The sequence below is a fragment of the uncultured Campylobacter sp. genome (assembly GCF_963517995.1).
In the GTDB taxonomy this organism is placed as follows: domain Bacteria; phylum Campylobacterota; class Campylobacteria; order Campylobacterales; family Campylobacteraceae; genus Campylobacter_A.
Genome location: NZ_CAUQHQ010000035.1, coordinates 1 through 19,115, shown reverse-complemented (window position 1 = coordinate 19,115; position 19,115 = coordinate 1). Strand labels below are relative to the sequence as shown.

18 protein-coding genes and 1 pseudogene are annotated in these 19,115 nt (G+C 45.8%); 17 read left to right on the top strand and 2 right to left on the bottom strand.

Annotation, left to right across the window (positions count from 1 at the left end):
- Positions 1–594: 594 nt before the first annotated feature.
- Positions 595–1,212 carry an MBL fold metallo-hydrolase gene (locus tag RYL88_RS05345; RefSeq protein ID WP_314989570.1) on the bottom strand — a complete coding sequence of 206 codons (618 nt, stop codon included), beginning with the start codon at positions 1,210–1,212 and terminating at the stop codon, positions 595–597.
- Between the two features lie 116 nt (positions 1,213–1,328).
- Between RYL88_RS05345 and RYL88_RS05340 the strand changes: the two genes are divergently transcribed.
- From RYL88_RS05340 to kdsB, 6 genes are all read left to right on the top strand, one after another.
- Positions 1,329–2,084, top strand: coding sequence for an NAD+ synthase (locus RYL88_RS05340; protein WP_314989568.1), 756 nt, complete (start codon positions 1,329–1,331; stop codon positions 2,082–2,084).
- A 311-nt stretch (positions 2,085–2,395) separates the two neighbouring features.
- A complete protein-coding gene (locus RYL88_RS05335; protein WP_314989566.1) occupies positions 2,396–3,532 on the top strand; it encodes a DegT/DnrJ/EryC1/StrS aminotransferase family protein in 1,137 nt (378 codons plus the stop codon).
- Positions 3,525–4,439: a tetraacyldisaccharide 4'-kinase gene (locus RYL88_RS05330; RefSeq protein ID WP_314989564.1), complete on the top strand. Its 915-nt coding sequence runs from the start codon at positions 3,525–3,527 to the stop codon at positions 4,437–4,439. The genes RYL88_RS05335 and RYL88_RS05330 overlap by 8 nt, the downstream gene beginning before the upstream one ends.
- Positions 4,440–4,466: 27 nt before the next feature.
- The gene (gene cutA / locus RYL88_RS05325) at positions 4,467–4,769 is read left to right on the top strand and encodes a divalent cation tolerance protein CutA (RefSeq protein WP_314989562.1); all 303 of its coding nucleotides are present in this window, start codon (positions 4,467–4,469) and stop codon (positions 4,767–4,769) included.
- Positions 4,766–6,226 (top strand): threonine synthase, encoded by a 1,461-nt coding sequence (gene thrC, locus RYL88_RS05320; RefSeq protein WP_314989560.1) that lies wholly within the window; start codon positions 4,766–4,768, stop codon positions 6,224–6,226. Before cutA ends, thrC begins: the two co-directional genes overlap by 4 nt.
- Positions 6,223–6,942, top strand: coding sequence for a 3-deoxy-manno-octulosonate cytidylyltransferase (gene kdsB, locus RYL88_RS05315; RefSeq protein WP_314989558.1), 720 nt, complete (start codon positions 6,223–6,225; stop codon positions 6,940–6,942). Before thrC ends, kdsB begins: the two co-directional genes overlap by 4 nt.
- A 241-nt stretch (positions 6,943–7,183) precedes the next feature.
- Here the strand turns inward: kdsB and RYL88_RS05310 are convergent, their stop codons facing one another.
- Positions 7,184–8,290 (bottom strand): FtsW/RodA/SpoVE family cell cycle protein, encoded by a 1,107-nt coding sequence (locus tag RYL88_RS05310; RefSeq protein ID WP_314989556.1) that lies wholly within the window; start codon positions 8,288–8,290, stop codon positions 7,184–7,186.
- A gap of 52 nt (positions 8,291–8,342) precedes the next feature.
- Here RYL88_RS05310 and RYL88_RS05305 point away from each other — a divergent pair, with 52 nt between their 5' ends.
- The 11 genes and pseudogenes from RYL88_RS05305 to RYL88_RS05255 form a co-directional block, all read left to right on the top strand.
- Entirely contained in the window at positions 8,343–9,359 is a 1,017-nt protein-coding gene (locus tag RYL88_RS05305; RefSeq protein WP_314989554.1) for an RluA family pseudouridine synthase, read from the top strand.
- Positions 9,289–10,506 carry a hypothetical protein gene (locus RYL88_RS05300; protein ID WP_314989552.1) on the top strand — a complete coding sequence of 406 codons (1,218 nt, stop codon included), beginning with the start codon at positions 9,289–9,291 and terminating at the stop codon, positions 10,504–10,506. Before RYL88_RS05305 ends, RYL88_RS05300 begins: the two co-directional genes overlap by 71 nt.
- Positions 10,506–11,684 (top strand): tRNA (guanosine(46)-N7)-methyltransferase TrmB, encoded by a 1,179-nt coding sequence (gene trmB, locus RYL88_RS05295; RefSeq protein ID WP_314989550.1) that lies wholly within the window; start codon positions 10,506–10,508, stop codon positions 11,682–11,684. Before RYL88_RS05300 ends, trmB begins: the two co-directional genes overlap by 1 nt.
- The gene (locus RYL88_RS05290) at positions 11,668–12,339 is read left to right on the top strand and encodes an ABC transporter ATP-binding protein (RefSeq protein WP_314989548.1); all 672 of its coding nucleotides are present in this window, start codon (positions 11,668–11,670) and stop codon (positions 12,337–12,339) included. Before trmB ends, RYL88_RS05290 begins: the two co-directional genes overlap by 17 nt.
- A complete protein-coding gene (locus RYL88_RS05285) occupies positions 12,326–13,138 on the top strand; it encodes an FtsX-like permease family protein (protein WP_295142501.1) in 813 nt (270 codons plus the stop codon). The genes RYL88_RS05290 and RYL88_RS05285 overlap by 14 nt, the downstream gene beginning before the upstream one ends.
- On the top strand, positions 13,135–14,385 hold the full coding sequence (locus RYL88_RS05280) for a peptidoglycan DD-metalloendopeptidase family protein (protein WP_314989545.1): 1,251 nt from the start codon (positions 13,135–13,137) through the stop codon (positions 14,383–14,385). The genes RYL88_RS05285 and RYL88_RS05280 overlap by 4 nt, the downstream gene beginning before the upstream one ends.
- A 72-nt stretch (positions 14,386–14,457) precedes the next feature.
- The gene (gene pyrH, locus RYL88_RS05275) at positions 14,458–15,177 is read left to right on the top strand and encodes a UMP kinase (RefSeq protein WP_314989544.1); all 720 of its coding nucleotides are present in this window, start codon (positions 14,458–14,460) and stop codon (positions 15,175–15,177) included.
- A gap of 15 nt (positions 15,178–15,192) precedes the next feature.
- A complete protein-coding gene (locus RYL88_RS05270) occupies positions 15,193–15,411 on the top strand; it encodes a DNA-directed RNA polymerase subunit omega (protein ID WP_295142509.1) in 219 nt (72 codons plus the stop codon).
- The gene (locus RYL88_RS05265) at positions 15,395–17,593 is read left to right on the top strand and encodes a RelA/SpoT family protein (protein WP_314989542.1); all 2,199 of its coding nucleotides are present in this window, start codon (positions 15,395–15,397) and stop codon (positions 17,591–17,593) included. The genes RYL88_RS05270 and RYL88_RS05265 overlap by 17 nt, the downstream gene beginning before the upstream one ends.
- Before the next feature lie 17 nt (positions 17,594–17,610).
- Complete coding sequence (gene tyrS, locus RYL88_RS05260) at positions 17,611–18,807, top strand: tyrosine--tRNA ligase (protein ID WP_314989540.1); 1,197 nt, start codon at positions 17,611–17,613, stop codon at positions 18,805–18,807.
- Positions 18,807–19,109: pseudogene (locus RYL88_RS05255) on the top strand (nitronate monooxygenase); the annotation flags it as partial. The gene tyrS and the pseudogene RYL88_RS05255, both read left to right, overlap by 1 nt.
- Between the last annotated feature and the right edge of the window lie 6 nt (positions 19,110–19,115).

The window sequence follows — 19,115 nt, the reverse complement described above, 5'->3', positions numbered from 1 at the left end:
AAAATCTAGTGTTTGATGATAAATTTAGCATTTTCAAGGTGCAGGTCTCGGCGAGCAAAATGCAAAATTATCAAATTTGCCCGAATCAAATTTAATCAAAAATTTAAGCCGCAATGAGCAAAAATGCTTGGTAAAACGTTTAGCTTACGAGTAGGCGGTTAGCGATTGCGCGGGCTACGCAAACCAAAAGGCGCCGCATCCTAGCTACGAGCAGGTCTGCACGGGCGACGCAAATGCCGCCTAGACCGTTTTAAAAGCGCCGTTTTTGAGTTTTATTTTTTGACGGCGAAATTTTTAGATTTTATCTGATATTTTTGAAATGGGGTATTAATTTTCGGCCGCAAAGTAGGGTAAATTCGCCTAAAGTCTTGGATATTGCGCGCTCCGTCTGCGATAAATTTAAGCACGCCAAATTTAAGGTGCATAAGCCGGGCGAGGGCAAAAAGCTAAAGCTAAGCTTAAGCAGTGGCGCTAAGCCGTATATTAAAAATTACGCCCTTTTGCCTTGTCGCCAAATTTTACTCTTGGCGCATTTTGGTTGATTTAACCGAGCCGCAAAAGCCGCCTTAGCGCAGTGAACATTTTGATAAAAATCTAAAACCGTCCGTCTATCCGCTTTAACCAAAAGTCCAAATTTGCCTGCTCGGCTTTTAGCGTCGTTTTTTCGCCGTGTCCGGGATACAGCGTAAAATCCCCCTGCATTTTTTTGCATTTTAGCAGGCTTTGGCGCATATCTTCGGCGTTTGAAAACAAAAAATCATAGCGCCCGATTGAGCCTCTAAACAAAAAATCTCCGCTAAAAATAACGTCGTCCACGCGCACCATACAGCATCCCGGCGTATGTCCCGGAAAATGCATAAACTCGATCTCAAAGTCTTCTATGTTAAATTTAACGTCCTCAAATTTCGCTCCGCCTACGCAGATAGCCTCGTCGGTCGTCTCGTATCCCGCGCCCCAAACGTCGTTTTTTAGCATAAAGGCGTCGTTATTATGAATATGCGCAGAAATATTAAAAAAATTTTTTAAGCAGGCGCAGTTAAAAATATGGTCAAAGTGTCCGTGCGTGTTTAGTATTGTGAGTGGAGCGTGTGAAATCTCGCAAACGTAATTAAACGAATTTTGTCCCGCGTCAATGATGATTTCGCGCCCATTTTTGGATATTACGTAGCAATTAGTTTGATAATCGCCGCATGGTTTTGATAAAATTTTCAAGCTAGTCCTTTTGTCAATTTTAATTAAAATAGATTGTATATTTTTTAAGCTTAAAAGTTAAATTTATAATTATAAATGTATAATTAAGAAAAAAGTTAAATTTGACGGCGGAGACGATGAGAGATTGGGCGAAGATTGGCGAGAAAATCGTAGAATTTTTGACGAGCTACCTTAAAAAAAGCGGCGCAAAAGGATTTGTCCTGGGCGTTAGCGGCGGCATAGACTCTGCCGTCGTGGCCGCTCTTTGCGCGCGCACGGGCATTGAAACGCATGCGCTTTTGATGCCGACGAAGTACTCAAACGAGCAAAATTTAAACGACGCGCTAAAGCTTTGCAAAGATCTAAAAATAACGCATAAAATCATCGAAATTCAGCCGATTTTAGATAGCTTTACCGCGCAAATCGGCGAGCCGCCGTCAAATTTGCGTATGGGAAATCTAAGCGCAAGGGCGAGGATGTGCCTGCTATATGATTATTCGGCAAAGATAGGCGCGCTAGTCGTGGGCACTAGCAACAAAAGCGAGCGCCTTCTTGGATACGGTACGATCTACGGCGATACGGCGTGCGCGCTAAACCCGATCGGCGAGCTCTTTAAAACCGAGATTTACGAGCTGGCGCGCGAGCTTGGCATAGATGAAAAAATCATCGCAAAAGCCCCGTCCGCCGATCTTTGGGAAGGGCAAAGCGACGAGGCCGACATAGGCTATAGCTACGAGCGGCTAGATGAAGTTTTGCGTTTGGTGCAGAGTAAAAGCGAGGCCGAACTGGCGCAAGAATTTAATCCAAAGCTCGTCGCGACTATATTTTCAAGGATGAGAGCGAATAAATTTAAACTCTCGTTGCCACCTATCGCCAGTTTAGAGGACGAGTGAAATTTGAGCTAAATTTACCGGTTTTAGCGCGTAAATTTAGCTGAGACTTTTTGCTATATAAACGGTAAAACGCCCTAAAACGAGAAAATGCCGGCTTGCGGCTGCGAGCGCGCGCAGATTAAATTTGCTCGCGAGTTTGATTTAATCTCGCGGCGGCAAGTGCTAGTTTGGCGGCTTGGACGCGTCGTTTGATGCGAGCGGAAAAACATAAGGGGCTGATTTAAATGAGCGTAAAATCATAAAAGCTCGCGCTAAAGTCGGTCGATATTAAAAACAAGAATAAGGTAAAAAATAAAAATAAGGAGGTCAGAATGGAAGAAATAGCGTTTTTTAGACCGTCTATCGACGATACGGAGATAAATCTCATCAAAGAGGCGCTAAAAGACCACGGTTCGGCGATCGTGGGAAGATTTGAGAGCGAGCTGCAGGAGTATTTTGGCGTCAAGCACGCCATAACGACGAATAACAACAGCGCGGCGCATCATCTGGCGCTTTGTTCGATGGATCTAAAACGCGGCGATAAGATCATCTGCTCGGTAAACTCGACCCCTAGCGTCGCTCAGGCGATTAGGCATTTTGACGCCGAGCCGATATTTGTCGATATAAACGAAGACGACTTTAATATGAACGCCGAGTCTCTAAGAAATACGCTAAAAATCCACAATCACAAAAAGCTAAAAGGAATATTCGTAAATCATGTAGGCGGGCAGGCTGCCGATATGGACGAGATATACGACATCGCTAACGAATACGAAATAAAAGTGCTAATCGATGCAGGAAAGTCGATAGGACTAACGTATAACGGCGTCAAAATCGGCTCTGATAAGCGCTCGCTTGTCTCTTGCTTTAATATGCATTCGCAAATGACTAATCCAATCGCGACGGCGGGATTTATGCTCACTAACGACGACGCCATCGCAGAGCGCGCTAGGCTGCTACGCAACTACGCCATCGTAAAAGGCGGCATAGATAAAGACGGCAACCTAGGCTATATCTACGACGTCGTGGATATCGGAGTAAAATACGATCTAACCGGACTTTGCGCCGCATACTCGATGGCTCAGTTTGAAAAAAACGATAAATTTATCCAGCGCCGCCGCGCTATCGCCGCGCTATACGACGAGGCGCTAGCAGACTGCCCGCACGTCTCGCTTCCTATCAAAAAACGCGATCACATATATATCCAGTACATAATCAAAATCGATAAAAATCGCGACGGGTTTGCCAAAGAGCTGCTAGAGCGCGGCATCCACACGGCGCTTCACTATAAGCCTATGCATCTTTTAAGCTACTATAAAAGCAAATATTCGCTTAAGGTAAATTCTTTTCCTAACGCGCTAAGAACGTATCAGCAGGTACTTTCGCTTCCGGTTTATAACGCGCTTAGCGACGAGGAGGCGCACCGTGTGTGCGAGACTATGCTAGAGATAGCCAGAACTCGTGCTTAAGCGTCAAATTTACGCCTTCGCGCAGGAGTATTTTTACGCTCCGAATTTATGGCAAAAGTGCCTGGCTATAGCGCTTTTGCCATTAAGTGCGCTTTACTGCATCGGCGTGATTTTAAAGGCTAAATTTAGCAAAGCTTTAGATTTTGGCATACCGGTTATCAGCATCGGAAATTTAACCCTAGGCGGTAGCGGAAAGACGCCGCTTGGTATTGCTATCTTAAACGAATTTGAGGGCGGCTTCGTCATTTTGCGAGGCTACGGCAGAGCTTCAAGCGGACTCGTCAAGGTCGCTATCTCGGGCGAAATTTTGGTGGGCGTCGCGGCTAGCGGCGACGAGGCGATGGAGTACGCAAAAAGCGTAAAAAACGCAAACGTCATCGTGAGCGAAAACCGCGACATCGCGATAAAAGAAGCCCTAAATTTAGGTGCAAAGTACGTGCTGCTCGATGACGGCTTCGGCAAATTTCACATCAAAAAATTTAACGTCCTAATCCGCCCCTCCGCAAAGCCTTATTTTGATTTCGTCCTGCCTAGCGGCGCGTATCGCTACCCGAGCAAATTTTACGCCAAAGCCGACTACGTCGTAAAAGAGGGCGAGGATTTTACTCGCGAGAGCGAAATTTTAAACCCGACGCCAAAGATGGTTTTGGTCACCGCTATCGCAAATCCGCAGCGCTTGGAGCCTTATTTTAGCCTTTGCGCCGGGCGCGAAATTTACCCCGATCACTACGCGTTTTCGCGGGATGAGCTAGCGAGTATACTAGGGCGCTACGGCGCGACCTCGCTTTTGGTCACGCGAAAAGACGCCGTAAAGATGGAGGAATTTGGCTTGCCGCTCTCCGTCATCGCGCTAAAAACGACGCTGGCGGATAAATTTAAACGAATTATCAAAGAGAAAATTCTATAATCTCCTAAAAATTTTGGGACGCTTTAAATGAAATTAGTACTAACTTCTTGCGCCGATAAGGCCGCGGCTAAAACTCTAGCCAAAAAGCTCGTAAAAGCTAAATTTGCCGCTTGCGTCAGCGTTTTTAAGGCAAATAGCGTTTATTTTTGGGACGGCGAGATAAAGGACGAAAAGGAGCGGGTTTTGCTCATAAAAACCGCGGTTAAATTTAAAAAAGTCGCTAAATTTATAAAGAAACATCACGACTACGATCTGCCAGAGATTGTGGCTTTTAAGGCCGATAAAGCTAGCAAAAAATACAAAAAATGGATAAAAAAGGAAAGTAAATGAAGTTATTTCAAACTAGAGCAAGCGAGGGCGAGAGCCTAAAAAGCGTAGAATTTAGCCAGGCGCTGCTGAGTCCCAGCTCCGCTCACGGCGGGCTATACGCGCCGACGCAGCTACCGCGGCTGGATGATAAATTTTTTGCTGAGGCGGTAAATTTAACCTACGCGCAAATCGCGCTAAAAATCATAGAGAAATTCGAATTTGACGCGGATGCGGCGATGTTTGAGAGGGCGGTAAAGCGGTATGAGAGATTTGATGATCCGCAAAATCCCGTGCAAGTGCGAAAAATCGGCGAAAACCTCTACGTAAACGAGCTTTATCACGGGCCTACGCGCGCGTTTAAGGATATGGCACTACAGCCGTTTGGCGCGCTGCTTAGCGAGCTAGCCGCAAAAAGAGGCGAAAAATACCTCATAATGTGCGCGACTAGCGGCGACACGGGACCTGCGACGCTAGAGACGTTCGCGGACGCGCCAGGCGTCAAAGTCGTCTGCCTCTACCCAAAAGACGGCACAAGCGAGGTGCAGCGCCTACAAATGATCAACGCAGATGCTGCAAATCTCAAAGTAATCGGCATCGAGGGCAACTTTGACGATGCGCAGCGCGCGCTAAAAAGTCTGCTGGCTAGCGATAAATTTAAAGAGCGTCTAAGCGCTGCCGGACTCTCGCTCTCGGCGGCAAATTCGGTAAATTTCGGCCGAATTTTATTTCAGATCATCTATCACGTTTACGCTCATGTCTATCTACTAAAAACGGGCGAGCTAAAAGGCGAATTTGACATCGTCGTGCCTAGCGGTAACTTCGGTAACGCTCTGGGTGCATACTACGCTAAAAAAATGGGCGCAAAAATCGGTAAAATCAAAATCGTCTCAAACGCAAACAACATCCTGACCGAGTTTTTCACGCAGGGGCGATACGATTTGCGCGGCAAAAGTTTGGTTAAAACGATCAGTCCCGCGATGGATATCCTCGTTTCTTCAAACGTCGAGAGGCTGCTTTTTGATAAATTTGGCGCCGTGAGAACCAAAGAGCTGATGGATAGTCTCGCGAGCGATGGCTTTTATGAGCTTTCAAACAGCGAGCTTTGCGCGCTAAAAGAGGACTTTGACGCTGATTTTTGCAGCGATGAGGAGTGCGAGAAATTTATAAAAGAGTGGGCGGCAAAAGGCGTCGCCGTCGATCCGCATACGGCCACTTGCTTTAAAGCGGCGGTAAATTTAACGCGCCCGGCCGTGATAACGTCGACCGCGCACTGGGTCAAATTTGCTCCGAGTATGTTTAAAGCGCTAAAAAACGAAACTCTAAAAAACGAAAAAAGCGGGCTTGAGGCCTTGGCGGTGGAGTTTAACGACGAAGTGCCAGGTGCTATAAGATCGCTATTTGCAAAAGTCGCCGTGCATAACGAAATCGCCGCAAAAAGCGATATAGAAGCTAAAATTTTAGCTTGGATCGAGCGATGATTATCATCCCTGCAAGGCTCGCTTCGACGCGAATGCCTAATAAAATTTTACGCGAAATAAACGGCGTGCCGATGTTTGTCGCTACGGCGCGCAGGGTGAGCGCGGCTGACGAGGTCGTGATCGCTGCAGACGACGAGGGCGTAGCGCAGATCGCGCAAAAATTCGGCTTTAAAGCCGTGATGACGAGCCTGGCGCATCAAAGCGGAACCGACCGCATCAACGAAGCAGCGGGAATACTCGGCGTCAAAGATAGCGAAATCATCATAAACGTGCAGGCCGATGAGCCATTTATCGAACCTGAAAATATCGTAAAATTTAGAGAATTTTGCGAGAAAAACGCGGAGAGAGCATTTATGTTTTCGTGTTTTAAATTTGTCGGTAGCGAGCTAGCGGACGATAAAAACCTGGTCAAGGTCGTGACTGACGACGCGGGCTACGCGCTTTATTTCTCGCGCTCGCGCATCCCGTTCGACCGCGCTGCGTTTGACGCATACAAGGCGCATCTGGGCATTTACGGCTATGGCGCGGCAAATTTAAAAAGATTTTGCTCATTTGCGCCCTCAAGCCTAGAAAATACCGAAAAGCTCGAGCAACTGCGCGCTCTATCAAACGGCGAGAAAATCCTCATGCTCGAAGTGCAAAGCGACAGTATCGGTATCGACTGCGAGGAGGATCTGCAAAGGGCGCGGGCGAAATTCGGCGTTAGCGTCAGCTAAAACCGCAAGCGATAAAAATGCTAAATTTGACTAAAACCGAGGCTGGTAAAATTTACTATGGAGTAAAGGCTACGGCTATGCTTTTGTAAGCCGCCTTGTAGGCAAGAGTCCGTGGGTCAAATTTGCCTACCGTTTGCGCTTTAAAATCTCGTCTTTAACCGCAGAACATAGGATGAAAACGGCTCTTAGAGCGTTTGCACGGCGCTTAAGGCCGCCGCGCCGCAAAGATAAAATACGTCGGTTAAATTTTAAATTTAACCAGCCTATAGGTCGGATCAAAGCGAAATGCGAGCAAATTTTGCAAAATCCCAAAAAGGCACATAAAAGTAACGAAGCTACTGCCGCCGTAGCTGTAAAACGGCAGCGGGATGCCCACCACCGGCGCAAATCCTATCGTCATCATAATATTTACGCTAACGTAGATAAACAGGAGTATCCCGATCCCAGACGTCATGGTCTGGGTGAAATAATCATCCTTTAGCCCGTAGTTTAGGCTGAGCAGATGAGCTATCAGCGCGCCGTAAAAGCTAAGTAGCGCAAGCCCGCCGTAAAATCCGTATCGCTCGATCGTATATGCGAAAATAAAATCGCTAGTGGAAATGGGCAAAAATTTAAAATGCGTCTGCGTAGCTTCGTCTTTTGGTTTGCCCTTTAGTCCGCCGCTGCCGATAGCGATGATGCTTTGGCGTACGTGGTAGTTAGACTCCTCGCTTAAAAAATCGGTAATGCGCTTTTTTTGATAATCGTGCAAATTTTCGTAAATCAAGGGGGCGGCGAGCAAAACTCCCGCAAATATCGCAAACCAGATTTTTTTATTTACCCCGATGATAAAAAGCACGGCGTAGCCCACGATGAGCAGTATCAAAGCGGTGCCTAAATCAGGCTCTTTTAAAATCAGCACGAAAGGCAAAAGGATATAAAGGCTAAGCCGTCCAAAATCTTTAAGCCCGTACCCCTCTTCGCCTGGCGGGTGCTGTTTTATGAGGTAGCCTAGCATCAAAAGAAGCGCCGGTTTCATGATCTCTGAGGGCTGAAGCGTAAAGTGGATAAAAGGAAACTCAAGCCATCTTTTTGCGCCCAGTTTGCTTGCGCCAAAAAGATCGACGCAAATAAGCAGCACGACGCAAATCCAGTAAAATAGCGGTATGAGCCAGGCGATCTTGCGAATGGGAAGTAAAAAGAAAAATAAAAACGCCGCTAGACCGACGCCGAAATATACAAGCTGTTTGCCGGCTAGGATAGAATTTGCCTCAGAAACCAAAATGTATGATAAAATAATAATAGGAAGTATCAAAAACGGCTGAACGAAGTAAAAATGGGTTAAAATTCGCCTATCGAGTCTTATCAAAAATTTGCCTTTTTTGAGCGATTATAGCATTTTAAAGGAAACAAATCTAAAAATGACGGAAAAAGAGATCAAAATTTTAGAGGATGCGCAGGCGAGGGCGGACGCGTTTTTAGCGGCCGAGCTAAACGTCGCTAGAAACCAAGCGCTAAATTTGATAAAAAGCGGGCTGGTTAGCCTAAACGGCAAGCCGCTAACTAAGCCCTCCGCAAAGCTAAATTTAGGCGACGTTTTGAGGATAAAATTTGAGCAAAGCGAGCCTGATAGGGTTAAATTTGAAGCGGAATTTGAAGTGCCGATCATTTACGAGGACGAGGATTTGCTCGTGCTAAATAAACCGGCAAATTTAGTCGTCCATCCAGCTCCCAGCGTCAAGGAGCCTACGCTTGTGGATTGGCTCGGGGCGAAGGGATTTTTGCTGTCAAATTTAAGCGGACAAAGCAGGGCTGGTATCGTGCACAGGCTAGATAAAGGCACTAGCGGAGCTATCGTCGTAGCTAAAAATAACGCGGCTCACGCCGCGCTTTCAAGCCAGTTAAGCAACAAAAGTATGGGGCGCATTTATCTAGCGCTAACCGATTTGCCGCTCAAGCAAAACTGCATCGTCGAACGAGCTATCGGACGAAATCCAGCTAACCGCCTAAAAAAGGCGATCGTCTCGGACGGCCGCGCGGCAAAAAGCGCCTTTGCGAATTTGCTTTTTAGCGAATTTGACGCCCCCGTGCAGAGTAAAAACGCGGGCGTAAATTTGATCGCGGCAAAGCTTTTTACGGGTAGAACTCATCAGATAAGAGTACATCTAGCTAGCCTAAACCGCCATATTTTGGGCGATGCTTTATACGGTTTTAAGAGCGAAAAGGATAAAATCGGCCGAGTGATGCTTCACGCCTACGGGCTGTATTTTACGCATCCGCACACGGGCGGGCAGATGAGCTTTGTAGCGCCCGTCTGGGATGATTTTAGTGAAATTTTACTTAGCAAATTTAGCAAGGAGAATATAGATGAAAAGATTGATTTTATGGGGCTTAGCGAGCTCTTTAGCCGTTGTGATGAGTGGATGCGTATCATCTAGCGGTCCCGCGCAAGTAAATGCGAATTTACCGACCGTCCAGAGCCTAAAAACCATAAGCGATATGACCGAAGTAGGCTTTGAGTGGACGCCGACTCCGACCGCAAACGTCGCGGGCTACTATCTATACCGCTCAAATCCAAACGAAAATAACGGCAAAATGAAGGTCGTAGCCGACATAAAAGACCGCTTTGCCAGCCACTACGTGGACGCAAATTTAGCTCCAGAGACGACATACTCGTACGAGATGAGGACGTATAACGAAAGCAAGCAAGTCTCAGGTCAAGGCATCATCGTTAGCGCGACAACCAAGCCTCTTATGGACTCGGTGCCTTTTGTTAGAGCGCTTACGAATTTACCCGAGCGCGTGAAGCTCATCTGGAGACCGCATCCTGATCTTCGCACGGCGTCTTACGTCATCGAAAAAGCGGATATAAATAAAGAAAACTGGAGGCAAATCGCCGAGGTAAAAGGCAGACTAAACGCCGAGTATATCGATGACGACGTAAAGTCTGGCAAAAGCTACAAATATAGAGTTTTCGTAAAAACCACTAGCGGCACGATCTCAAAACCGAGCGAGATCGTAGACTCTACAACAAAGCAGCTACCAAACGAGGTCGTAAACGCTCAGGCAACTCAAAATGCGCCTAAAAAGATTATTTTGACGTGGGATAGCGTGGCTAGCGACGACTTTGCCTACTATAAAATTTACAGCGCGTCAAGCAAATTTATGCCCTACACCTACCTTGTCAAAACTACGTCTAATAGCTACGAGGATCTCATAAACGAAAACGGCGCGACTAGATACTATAAAATCACCATCGTCGATAAAGACGGCCTAGAGTCTAAAAAACCTAGCGAGCCTATCATCGGTATGACGCTGGGGGCTATCGACGCTCCGGTCGTATCATCTATCGTGGCCGACAGTACGGCGGTTAAACTCACGTGGAACGCCACAGATAAGTCCAGAAGCTATACCGTTATAAGAGACGGCGGCGGAAGCGAGCAGAAATTTACAAATATAACCGGCAACGAATTTGTCGATAACGGCGTTGCTTACGGGCAAAAATACAGCTATAAAGTGATCGCCGTAGATGAATACGGCATAAGCTCCGACGCTTCTGCAAAAGCCGAGATAACCGTCGAATAATGCCCAATTTTATAGCTAAAAACGTAAATTTTACGCCAAAAGATTGCGGCGAGATAAGCTTTTTGTGGGAGGCTCGCGGCAGGCAAGGCGTTAGTCTCGTTTATACAAAAAGCTCTAGCGAGGAGTTTTTTATCACGCTAAAAAAGCGCGAAAACGACTGGGTCGTAAAGGGCGAAAAGCTAACGAAGCCTGCCAAAATAGGGCTTTTGCAAAATGCTTTGGTTAAATTTAAAGAGCTTTACTGCGATCAAATTTTAAGCGAAGCAATCGCGGTAAAAAACACGCACCTCACGCAAAAAGACTCGGCGATCTTTGATGTGAGCGAGCTGCTGGAAAATTTAAAACAGAGCGAATTTGAGAGCAAATTTATCGAGATAGGATTTGGCTCGGGCAGGCATTTGCTATTTCAGGCTGAAAATAACCCAAATACCCTAGTTATCGGCATTGAAGTCTACAAGCCCTCGCTCGAGCAGGTTGCAAAGCTGGCAAAAGTGCGAAATCTAAACAACGTCATGCTCGTAAACTGCGACGCGAGACTGCTTTTGTCGCTTGTGGAGTCAAATTTTATAGATAAGATTTTCTTGCATTTTCCCGTACCTTGGGACGACGCTCCTCATAGGCGCGTGGCCTCGGCGAAATTTGCCCTAGAGTGCGAGCGGACGCTAAAAGCGGGCGGCAAATTTGAGCTGCGAACCGATAGCCGCGAGTATGCGGACTTTACTTTGGCGCAAATTTTAGATCTAAGCGATGCCGACGTGCAAATTTATAAAAATCGTGACCTAAAAGTAAGCAGCAAATACGAAGACCGCTGGAAAAGGCATCAAAAAGATATTTACGACGTTATCTTTACCTGCGAAAAGCAAAGCGAACCAAGAGCCAGCCAAGGCGAGCTAAAATTTGAAAACGGCTACGACGCGAGCAAAATCTCGGCTAAATTTAGCAACCAAACGATAAAAGAGGATGATTTTTTCTTGCATTTAGAGGAAAAATACGAAAAAGAGGGCGGCGAAATTTTAATTCGCGCGGCGTTTGGCGCATTTAACGCGCCCGAGCATTGCTACGTCTTGCTCGGCGAAAAAGGTGCGAAATATTTTATAAAAAAGCCGCTCGTTACGGCTGAAAATTTAAAGGCGCATCTTGCGTTTAAGGAGTATTTAGCGGATGCAAAAAATAATTAGCGCAAGCGGACTGTGCCTAGGGTACGAGAACGAGCAAAATCTAATAACGGACGCTAAATTCGACATTTATTCCGATGATTTCGTTTTTATCACGGGGCAAAGCGGTAGCGGTAAATCCACGCTTTTAAAGTCTTTTTACGGTCAGATGAAGCCAAGCGCGGGTTCTTTGAGCGTTTGTTTGATGGATATGACGGATATAACTCAGCAAAATTTAGACAAACTAAGGCAACGAATCGGCGTGGTTTTTCAAAATTATCGCTTGATAAGCGAGTGGAATATCGAAAAAAACGTGATGTTGCCGTTGATGATAAAAGGTCTAAGCGCAAGCGTCTGTAAAAATCAGGCGACAAAGCTCTTAAAGCACGTAAATTTGCTCCATAGAGCCGATAAATTTCCAAACGAGCTAAGCGGTGGAGAACAGCAGCGGGCCGCGATGGCTAGGGCTTTGGCGCATAATCCGAATTTACTGCTTTGCGACGAGCCGACTGGTAGCCTAGATGAATACTCAAGCGACGTTATTTGGGGACTTTTGCGATCGGCAAAAGAGTATCTTGGCACTTGTATCGTCGTAGTTACGCACCACATACCGGTCTCGCTAAGAGTGCCTTATAGACATCTGGTTATAGAAAACGGACGCATATATGAAATCCTTTAAAAATCACCTTAGCGTTATCATCCCGCTCGTAGCCTTGCTTGCGGGTATAGAGTTTATCTTGTCGGCAAATCGCGCCCTTAGCGAATACGAAAATATGATGAACAAAGACTATACCATCATCATCGTGAGTCAAAACGAACTAAACGCTACCGACGTAAAGCCGCTTGTTTATACGTTTGAGTCGCTTGAGCCTCTTAGCTCAAAATCAGTATTAGAAAAGCTATCAAAGGATATCTCGGCTAAAAATATCGCCGTTTTGCAAGAGGCTTTGCCTAAATTTTACTCGCTTAGGCTAAATGCCTTCCCAAGTACGCAATATATGAGCGAAATCAAAGATAAAATAGCAAAAATCGCGGGCGTGAGCAGGGTAGAGACGTTTTCTAAAACGCACGATAAGGTCTATAAAATTTTACAGCTCGTTAAAAATATTTCGGCGATATTTTCCTGCCTCATCGGACTCATCGGCCTTATGCTTATCTTAAAGCAGATGCGAATTTGGCTTTACGAGCATAAGGAACGTATCGAGATCATGACGCTACTTGGCGCTCCTTCGTGGCTAAAATCGGGCGCGCTATACAAAACAGCGCTGTTTGATTCGTTTATAGCAACCGTTTTTACGGTTGTTTTTTACGCGTTTTTGCCTGATTTTCAGCCCGTAAAAGACGCTGCGAGCGGGTTAAATATAAATTTTCCCGCAATCGATGCGTTTTATGACGGAGCGATGCTGCTTTTAGTCTCTTTGACGCTTAGTTTTCTAGCCGTTTATACCGTTATGCGAAAGAGTAGAACGGGTATATGAGAGTCGCCTTGCTTTTGCTAGCGGCTTTTTGCGCGCTTTTGGCTAATACTAACGAAAAAATCAGAAACCAAACGACTTATCTTGAGTCCTCAAAAGACCTTGAAAAACAGCTGAATAAAAAATTAGACGACCTAGCCGGCGACATCATAGGCGGCGAAAAAAGCGTTAAACAAACCGATGATAAGATGAAAGAGCTCATCATGCAAATAGCGCAGCTGGAAAATAGCGCTAAAAGCGCGGGCAACGAGCTTGACGAGCTGGTAAATCAAAATAAAAATTTAACCCAAAGTCAAAAAGATATCCAAAAAAGTATCGTGCGTATCATATCAGACGAGTTTTCGTTTGATCTTATAATGCCTAAAGAATACGCCGAGGGCGAAGATAGCATCATCGCCACGGAAATACTAAGTAAGTTAAATTCTGTGCTAAAAGACGACTTCAACGCGCTTGCCAAGCAGTATGAAAGTACGCAAAATTTGATAAAAACGCAAAACGATAAGATAGAAGGCATAAAATCAAATTTAAAAAATTTTAAATTCAAGCAAGCCGAACTCGTTTCCCTGCAAGATAAGCAGATGAAAACGCTGGCAAATTTAAAGCGTGATAAAGAAATTTATCAAAAGCAGCTCTCGCGCCTGCAAGCCCAACAAGACGAGATCAGAAAGACGCTAGAAGAGCTAAAAATCGTCGCAAAAAGGGAGAGCGAGGAGGCCAAAAAAGCTCTAGCAGCGCAAAAAGCAGCCGAAGCCAAAGCTCAAAAAAATAAAAAAGATAAAAAAGGAGAGGCCGGCGTGAGCGCGTCTGAGGGCGACGTGAAGCAGTTTGGCTCGAGCTATCAAACTAGTCTCGTGAAAAAATATAGCGGAGAAAAAACGATCGCGCCGCTTGACGGTTTTACGGTCAAGCAAAAATTCGGCAACTATGTAGACCCTATCTATAACATCAAAATTTTTAACGAATCGGTCGTGCTAAGCGCAAATTCGCCGGACGCGAAGGTAAAAAGCGTATTTAACGGTAAAGTGGTCTTCGCTAAAGAAACCGCGATGCTAGATAAAGTCGTAATTATCGAAAATCCAAACGGCATCCACACGATCTACGCGCACCTTAGCCAGATCGCTCCTACCGTAAAAGTGGGCGCTAAAGTGCAAAAAGGCTACGTCATCGGCCGCGTCCAGCGAGACCTCACCTTTGAAGTTACGCAAAAAAACTATCATATAGATCCGCTTGAGATAATCGGCTTAAAATAGCCGTTTTTCGGGCGGATTAGCAAAATTTAAAGCAAAATTAGTTAAAATCGCGAAATTTTAAGGAGATGAAAAATGGAGAAAAAGAAGCGAATTTTAGTTAAATTTTCGGGCGAGGCGTTAGCCGGAGATAGCGGGTTTGGCATAGATAACGCTGTGCTTAAATTTATCGCAAAACAGATAAAAGAGCTAGTAGAAAACGGTATCCAAGTGGGTATCGTTATCGGCGGAGGCAACATCATACGAGGAGTTAGCGCCGCTAGAGACGGCATCATAAAGCGCACTAGCGGCGATCACATGGGCATGCTAGCTACTGTGATAAACTCTATTGCTATGAGAGAGGCGCTAGAGAGCGTAGGCCTAGACGTACGCGTACAAAGCGCGATAAAGATGGAGGCTATCTGCGAAACCTTTATCGTAGGACGCGCAAACAGGCACCTTGAAAAAGGTCGCGTGGTGATATTTGCCGCAGGTACGGGAAATCCGTTTTTTACTACCGATACGGCTGCGACTCTGCGCGCTATCGAGATTGATTCTGATATGATCATCAAAGCTACGAAAGTAGACGGCGTTTACGATAAAGACCCGAATAAATTCGACGATGCGACGCTGCTAAAAGAGCTAAACTACGAGCTTGCTATGAGCGACGATATCAAAGTGATGGATGATACGGCCATAGCGCTAGCCAAAGATAACTCGCTACCGATCTTAGTCTGTAATATGTTTAAAGACGGGAATTTGCTTAAAATCATACAATGCGACGAGAGCGCGTTTTGCTCCGTCGTGAGAAATTAAATTTAAGGAGAATAAATGAGATCTGAAGAAGTAGCGGCAAGAGCTTTAAAACTCGTCGGAGACGATAGATATAAGCTCGCTCTAGTCGTAGCCAAAAGAGCCGAGGCGCTAGCCGGCGGAGCAAAAAGCCTGCTTGATATCGACGTTAGCAAGATGAAATTTGCCGATATCGCCCTGCGCGAGATAGCCGAGGGCAAAATAGCTTTAGAGGGCATAGTTGAAGCAGCCAAATAGCGGGTTTTTACTAGAGCAGCTAATAGACGACGTACTTGCATGCAAAGACGTATCGCAGGCGCGTGCGCTACTCGGCTCGCTAGTGTGCTTTACTCCGAATTTAGAGCGCGCCGTCGAGTGCTGCGTCATCTCTCATGCCGGACAGTTTAGAAAAAGCGGCGAACCCTACGCGATACACCCTATCCTAGTAGCCTGCATCGTAGCGCATATGGGCGGGGATGAGGATATGATTATAGCCGCCTTGCTGCACGACGTGGTCGAGGATACGGATAGATCGATAGAAAGTGTGCGTGAAGACTTTGGCGAAGAGGTAGCAAAGCTAGTCGAAGGACTAACTAAAATCGTAGCCATCAGAGAGGATAAGCTAGCTAGCTCGGAGTCAAACGAACGCCTGGCGGCGTCAGCCATGACCTTTCGTAAGATGCTGCTTATATCGATCGAGGACGTAAGGGTGCTCGTGGTGAAGCTTTGCGATAGACTGCATAATATGCTAACGTTAGAGGCATTGCGCCCCGAAAAGCAAAAGCGAATCGCCGAAGAGACGCTTATGGTTTATGCTCCTATCGCGCATAGATTAGGTATCTCGTCCATAAAGAACGTACTTGACGATCTTAGTTTTAAATACGCTTTACCCGAAGAATACAAAAAAATAGACGACTATCTAAACGAGCATAAGCAACAGCTCGTACTAAAGCTAAACGCGTTTACCGATAAAATTTTTCAAATTTTGCTTGAAAACGGCTTTAGCGAAACAGACTTTGAGATACAAAAGCGCGTCAAGCATCACTACTCTATCTATCTAAAAATGCAGCGAAAAGGCATCTCTATAGAAGAGGTGCTTGATCTGCTAGCTGCTCGCGTGCTGGTTAAAGAGCCGCAGGATTGCTATTTGGTACTTGGAAATTTACATATAAATTTTAATCCTCTAATCTCGCGTTTTAAAGACTATATCGCGCTTCCTAAGCAAAACGGTTACCAAACCATACATACGACGATATTTGATAACAAAAGCATCTTTGAGGTGCAAATTCGTACCTTTGATATGCATAAAACCGCAGAGTACGGCGTTGCGGCGCACTGGAAATATAAAAGCGGCGGTTTTTTAAACCCGAAACTCGACTGGCTAAGCGACATCAGCGGCATAGAAAACGGCATAGAAGAGGCGAACGAAAATCCAGAGGAGCTCTACGAATACGCAAAAGATAGCCTCTATGTAGAAGACGTCGCGGTTTATTCGCCAAAGGGAGATATATTTACGCTTCCTCGCGGCGCGACCGCGCTTGATTATGCTTATGAGATACATACGCAAGTAGGACTATACGCAAAAGAGGCCTACGTAAACCGTATGCGAGTGCCGCTACTAACGGAGCTAAAAAACGGCGACATAGTGAGCATAGTAACGGGCGATGAGCCAAAATACCGTTGTTCGTGGCTAAGTAGCGTAAAAACGGGCAAGGCTAGAGCTACGATACGCTCATACTGCAAGCAAAAGATAAGAGATATAAATAACATGGTTGCGCTTGAGATTTTAAGCGGGATTTTCGGCGTTCCTTCCGAAACTATATCGCAGTGGGTGGATAGCGAAAATTTAACCAAGAAAATTTTTAAGGCCGCATTTGACTCGGTTTACTTACAAGACATCGTAAACGCGCTAAAAAAATACGTAAAAAAAGACCGCCCGTTTGCCATTGCGCTAACGGATAAATATAACGTAAAAAAGCAAAAATTTGAAAATATCGTGATCTACTCGAATCACAAAATAAATAGCGTAGAGTTTGATTATTGTTGCAATCCAAAGCGCGGCGACGATATCGTGGGCTTTAGAAACTACCATCACGTTACCGTTCATCACAAGCTTTGCGAACGATTTATGAAGCTGGCAGAGGAGAAAAACGAGATGATTTTCGTCAAATGGACGAAGATAGCTCCGCATAGATTTAAGATTATTTTGAGCCTTGAAAACAGACGCGGGTCGCTAGCCGAGTTTTTAACTTTTATGGCAAAAATGCAAATCGACCTCGTAACGATCAGCCTTACTGAAACCAGAGAGGCTACGGCCGATCTTTTTGAGCTAACGATCGAGCTTGGCGAAAATTTAAACGTAAACGAAATAAAAGAGCGGCTAAAAGATCGCTACAAGATCATTGACTTCGTGTCGCTTGACGACGCATACGGACATTAATAAATTTAGGAGAGAAAATGGGCGAAAATTTGAGCAAAATAATGAGCGAGATAAAAAAAGGCGTCGCCGAGATGATAGACGAGGAGCGCATAGAAAATTTAGTAAAAAACTACTACGAAAAAGGCGAAAATTTCTACGTTAAAGCAGGTTTTGATCCGACGGCTCCGGATTTGCACCTAGGACACTCTGTGGTGCTTCAAAAGATGGCTTTTTTACAAAAGCACGGCGCGATAGTGCAGTTTTTGATAGGCGACTTTACCGGGCAAATCGGCGATCCTAGCGGCAAATCGGCGACTAGAAAAAAGCTTGATGCGGATACCGTTAAGAAAAACGAGGAGCAGGTGTTTAAAATTTTAGATCCGAGTAAAACGCGCATAATGTTTAACTCAAAATGGTGTAACGAGCTGGGGGCTACGGGTATCGTGGAGCTAACCAGCACCTTTCCCGTGGCTAGGATGCTTGAGCGCGACGACTTTGAAAAGCGTCTAAACGCGGGCAGTCCGATATCTATCAGCGAGTTTTTGTATCCGCTTTTGCAGGGTTACGATAGCGTCGCGATGAAATGCGATATCGAAATGGGCGGCACGGATCAGAAATTTAACCTTCTGATGGGACGAACCTTGCAGCGGGTTTATAACGTCGGCAAAGAACAAGCCGTCATCATGATGCCGCTTTTAGAGGGGCTTGACGGTGTAAATAAAATGAGCAAGAGCCTAGGAAACTATATCGGCGTAACCGACTCGCCAAATGATATGTTTGCTAAGACGCTAAGTATCAGCGACGAGCTGATGTGGCGTTGGTACGAGCTTTTAAGCGAGAAAAGCACCGAGGAAATCGCAAATTTAAAATCAGACGTAGCTAGCGGCAAAGCTCACCCAAAAGCCGTAAAAGAGGCTCTCGCGCTAGAAATCACGGCTAGATATAACGGCGAAGCGGCGGCAAAAGAGGCAAAGGCCGAATTTGACCGCGTGCACTCGCAAAATCAAATCCCTACCGAAATAGCCGAATTTGAGCTAAAAGCGGGCGTTTGGGTAGTGGAGGCTCTAACTGCGTGCGGACTAGCTAGTTCAAACTCGCAGGCCCGCCGCGATATCGCCGCAAACGCCGTCAGTATAAACCAAAAAAAGCTAAGCGACGAGCAGTTAAAGCTAGAAGCGGGCGAATATATCTTGCAGGTAGGCAAGCGAAAATTTGCGAAATTAAAGGTAACGTGATGTCGGTAAAAATCGGAAAATACGAGATAGCCCACCCCATAATCCAAGGCGGAATGGGGCTTGGCATCAGCTGGGATAGGCTCGCCGGAAACGTCAGCCTAGAAGGCGGCCTAGGCGTCATAAGCTCTGTGGGAACGGGCTACTACGAAGGGCGAAAATACATCACCAAAGAGCTAAACGCCAAGCCATACGGTAGCGGAAATTTTTACTCGCGCGCGGGGCTAAAAGCCGTTATCGATAATGCGCGTAAAATTTGCGGCGACAGGCCTCTTGGGGTAAATATCCTATACGCCAGCTACGACTAAGAT